Source organism: Pseudarthrobacter sp. NPDC058329 (assembly GCF_042879835.1).
Classification (GTDB): Bacteria; Actinomycetota; Actinomycetes; order Actinomycetales; family Micrococcaceae; genus Arthrobacter.
In genome coordinates, this window is record NZ_JBHVZR010000035.1 from 1 (window position 1) to 5,355 (window position 5,355).

The window sequence follows — 5,355 nt, forward strand, 5'->3', positions numbered from 1 at the left end:
GTGAACCGGGACCTGGTGGTCCTCAATGACGTGAATTCCGGGAACGTGTGGCTGGTCAACCAGAACATGCAGCTCGTCAACAACTGGGACGACGTGATTCCGCCGCAGCAGACCTCCGACGACGCTGACAAGGACTCCGCGGACGAGGTACAGCAGACCGTCCTGCCGGACCGCACCAAACCCAACAGCCCGCCTGTGGCCAAACCGGACACCTTCGGGGTGCGCGCCGGAAAAACCACCATTCTTCCCGTGCTGGACAACGACACCGACCCCGACGGCGACATCCTCACCGTGCGCACCCCCGACCCGCTGAAATCCGGGCTGCTTGCGCCCATCTACGGCGCCACGGGGTTCCAGGTCAGCGTCGGGGCGGACTCGACCGGCGCCGAGACGTTCAAGTACACGGTCGACGACGGGCGGGGGCTTTCCGCTACGGCCGACGTCACGCTGAACATCGTGCCGCCGGGGGAGAATTCACCCCCGAGGCAGAAGCCCAACCGCAACACCATCCTGGTGGTCCAGTCCGGCAAGATCGTCAGCCAGAACATCCTTCCGGACTGGATCGACCCCGACGGCGACGACCTCTTCGTGGTCGGTGCCGCCAGCAGCGATCCCCGCGACCAGGTCAAGGTCCGGCCGGACGGTCTGCTCAGCTTCCAGGACGCCGGCACGGAACCGGCCCGCAAAACAGTCACCGTAACCGTCTCGGACGGACGCTCCACAGCCGAAGGCAAGGTCACCGTCGACGTCCGGGCACCGGGTGCGCTGCCGCCGATAGCCAACGCGGACCACCTCGTCGCCGTCGCCGGGGTGGACACCGTAATCGCCCCGCTGAAGAACGATTCGGATCCCCAGGGCGGCGCGCTTAGGCTCGCCCAGGTCACCCCCGACGGCAATTCGATCGCCACGATGGGCGCTGACCAGCAGACCTTCACCTTCAACTCCGCCGCCGAGGGCGCGCATTATGTGACCTACCTCGTGACGAACGGTCCGGCCAGCGCCCAGCAGCTGGTCCGCGTGGACGTTGTGCCCAGCGGGGGCGACGGTGCACCGGTGGCCGTCCGGGACACCGCTCTGCTTCCCAGCGGCGGCAGCGTGCTGGTGGACGTCCTTGGCAATGACTCCGACCCCTCCGGCGGCGTGCTTGTGGTGCAGTCCGTGACGGCGGCCGACGGTCTGCCGGTGAGTGTTTCCGTGCTGGACCACTCCGTTGTCAGGATCACCGACATCAGGGCCGAAGGCCAGCTCAGCGTGAAGTACACAATTTCCAACGGAAAGTCCTCCGCCAGCGGGGAGATCGCCGTCCTGGTGGTTCCCGCGCCCTCCAAACTCCAGGCGCCGGAAGCCAAACCGGACGAGGCAACGGTGCGCGCCGGGGACGTTGTGACCATTCCCGTCCTGGAAAACGACACCGACCCCAACGGCGGCGCACTAACCTTGGAACCCGTACTGGCCCAGCAGCCCGACGCCGCCGACGGCCGCACCTTCACCTCCGGTGGCGTGCTCCGCTTTATCGCCGGGGACGTCCCAAAGACCGTGTACGCGATCTACAAAGTAACCAACGCCTCCGGCCAGTCCGACTCCCAGCAGGTGGCCATCCGCATCCGGGCCCGCGACGACGAGCGCAACACCCGCCCCGAACCCCGTAACCTCACAGCCCGCGTGGTGGCCGGCATGACGGTACGCATCCCGGTCCCGCTCGACGGCGTGGATACTGACGGCGATTCGGTCCAGCTGACCGGCGTGGATAAGGCTCCGTCAATGGGGACCGCCGTGGTCAAGGACGGCTACCTCGAATTCACCGCCGCCGGCGACGCCGCGGGAACCGACACCTTCAGCTACCGGGTCCGCGACCGGATCGGCGCCGAGAACACCGGCACCGTGATTGTTGGCATCGCACCTCAGGAAGCAAACAACCAGAAACCCATCGCCCTTGATGACGCCGTGGACGTCCGGCCCGGCCGCAAGATCGCCGTCGACGCCCTGGTCAACGACTCGGACCCCGACGGGGACCCGATCTCCCTCGTATCCAACGGCTTCGAAGCCCGCCCCGAACTCGCCGTCGAAGCAGTTGACGGCGGCAAGGTACTGCTCACTGCGCCCGCCGCGGCCGGCAACGAAAGCGTTGCCTACAAAATCCAGGACGACAAAAAAGCCCAGGGCGGCGCTGTGATCCGTGTCAGCGTGAGCCCGGACGCCGCCCTGAAGCTGCCCGTTGCCAAAGACGATGTTGTCACCCCGGCCGAGACCCTCGGCAAGTCCGCCGTGGACGTCCCGGTCCTGAAGAATGATTCCGATCCCGACGGTGTGGCAGCCGATCTCAAAATCAGCCTCCCGGACGGTAACCCGAACGCCCGTGCCGGCGGTGAGGGAAACGTGGTGGTGACCCTCACCCCGCAGGACCAGCTGGTGCCCTACACCGTCACCGACATCGATGGACAAAGCGCGACGGCGGTCATCTGGGTTCCCGGCCAAGGGGAACAGCACCCCACGCTGGCAAGCTCGGACGTGGTCGAAGTGATGGCCGGTAGAGAGGTCACCCTGGACCTGCAGGAGTACGTCCGCGTCCGTGAGGGCCGCACGCCGCGGATCACCCAGGTGGATAAAGTCCGGGTGCAGGGGGCCGATCCGCAGAACGTGGTGCCCGCCAACGGCAGCGGCAGCGAACTGCGCTACGCAGCGCTCAAGGAGTACGTGGGCCCGGGCTCTGTCACGTTCGAAGTGACCGACGGTACCGGCCCGGACGACCCGCAGGGCCTCAAGTCCACCCTCAGCATCATCACCAAGGTCATCCCCGATCCGAACGCGAACCACCCGCCCGAATTCAGCGGGACCTCCCTGGACGTGCCCAAGGCTGAGTCCGTCAGCCTTGACCTGGGCAACCTGGCCAAGGACGTGGACGCCGGAGACCAGGAGAAGCTCAAGTTTGAGCTGGACGGAACGCTCCCGGAAGGCTTCAACGCCACCCTGGACGGCGCGACACTCAGGGTTTCCGCGGACTCCAGCAGGGGTGCGGGCTGGAAGGGAAGCATCCCGGTGAAGGTCACGGACGGCCGCTCCGAGCCTGCCCGGGCCACGGTCACGGCAGCTGTCGTGGCGTCCAACAGGCCTATGCCTGTGGCAAACGAGGACGTGATCGAGAAGGCCAACGCCGGCCGGACCGAGACCATCAACGTCCTTGCCAACGATTTCAACCCCTTCAGCGACACCCCGCTGCGGATTGTCGCCGCCACAGTGGAGACCGGCTCCGCCGCCGGCCAGCCGGTGGTGGCCGGAGACTCCATCACGGTCACTCCGGCCGACGGCTCCAAGGGCGTGATGGTGGTCCGCTACACCGTGATGGACAAGACCGACGACGTCTCGCGGCAGACCGACGGACGTGTCCGCATCACCGTCCGGGACAAGCCGGACGCACCCTCGGCACCCACGGCGACGGACGTTCGCAGCCGCACCGCCGTGCTCAAATGGACTCCGCCTTCGGACAACGGCGCGGCAATCAGCAAGTACACAGTGCGCTCCAACGGGTTCAGCCAGGACTGCCCCACCACAACGTGCACCCTCAGCGGGCTGACCAACGACGTCAAGTACGTCTTCACCGTCACCGCCACCAACGAGGTGGGGGAGTCGTCGCCGTCGCAGTCTTCCAACGAGATCAGGCCGGATGAGAAGCCCTCTCCGCCGGAGGCTCCCACGGTCAAGGCCGGGGACAAGGACATGGTGATCAACTGGCCTGCGGCCAAGACCGAGGGCTCCGCGGTGAAGAGCTACAACCTGGAGATCTCCCCGCCGCCGGCCAGCGGGATTGCCGTGAAAAACGGCGTGACCGGCCTGACCCACACCTGGACGGGCCTTACGAACGGCGTGCGCTACAAGGTCCGTGCCCAGGCCGTCAACGAACTTGGTCCCTCCGACTGGGGCCAGTACTCTGCCGAGGACAATCCTGCCGGCGTACCTGCCGCCCCGGCTGCTCCCACAACGTCGGTGGCCTCAGCGGTGGGGACGTCCAACCAGCTGAAGGTCAACTGGACGGAGCCGAATACCAACGGCGATGCCATCAGGAACTACTACGTCACCATGAGCGGCGGCGGCGGTTCCCCGCAAACCCAGCAGGTTGCCGGAACGGTACGGACGGCCAACTTCTCCGCCAACAACTCCGAAGCCTCTTATACCTTCACTGTCCAAGCAGAAAACAAAGCGGGCAAGGGCGCCGTTAGTGCGCCCTCCGCACCGCGGCGCGCCACCGGAAAGCTCAGCCAGGTGTCCGGAGTCAGCGTTGCGGAGGCCAACACCGGCGGCGCCGGCCGGCAGGTGACCATAAACTTCAACGAACTCACCGCGGCGGAGCGCAACGGTTCAGCTTATGGAGAGGTCAGCTACTCCTACCGCGCCAGCACCGGCCAGACAGGACCCATCACGCAGGGGCAAACAGTGGGCGGCTTCACCAATGGGACCGCAACCTCCATCACGGTCACCGCCCATTCCGCCGTCGCGCCCAGCTCCGACGCCAGCGCCCCGGCGACCGCCAACCCCTACGGCTGGCCCGGCACACCCTCAGCGTCCGGGCAGAACGGCGCGGAAAACCAGAAGAACCTGACCTTGAGCTGGGCGTCCGCGCCCGCCGGGAGCTGGGACATCGCCCACACCCAGATCAGGATCGACGGCGGAGGCTGGGAACGGGTGGCAGCCTCAGGCAGCCGCACCATCAACACCGGTGGCTTCAGCGAGCGGCATACGATCGAGGTCCAGTCGGTCAACTCCCGCGGCACCGGCGGGCCCATCGCGAGTGCCACCGCACAGTCCGGCGCGCAGAAGACCAGTTGGGCCACCCGCCTTAACACCGGCATGGACCGCAGCTGTACGGACCTGCCCGGACCTACGTCCTACGACCCCGTGGCCCACACCTGCGACGGCAAGGGTGGCTACGACCGGCCCTGGATGTCCCACATGGACTCCTTCACCGTGATGTGCTGGAAGCCGCACGGCACCACCTACGGCGGCGACGGACAGTGGTACTACATCATGCGCGGTTCACCGAACGCCACGCGCTGGATCAATTCCACGCACACCTCCATCGGCGCCCCGGGGCAGAGCGGCGTTCCCGCCTGCACCTTCCCGGTAGGGGCGACACCATAGCTGGCGGGACGCCGAAGGCGGGCAGAGCTACCCATCGCCCGCCCGGGGGACAATCGGTAGGCTGTTGCGCGTGCCGGCCCCGTCTCAGGCCTGCCGGGGGACATCGAAATCTTGAAGGACATCTGAAGCTGTGAGAAGTGTGCTGGGGAAGCTTGGGCTGAAGAGGCGGCATAAGAGGGTTGTTGCTGGTACGGCTTTTGGTGCTGTTGTTGCTGCTTTGGT

At 66.6% G+C, this 5,355-nt stretch carries 1 protein-coding gene; it reads left to right on the top strand.

The window, feature by feature from the left end:
• The coding region (locus ACFVYC_RS22245; protein ID WP_387554407.1) for an Ig-like domain-containing protein at nucleotides 1-5,133 on the top strand (5,133 nt) is incomplete at its 5' end.
• Nucleotides 5,134-5,355: the final 222 nt, after the last annotated feature.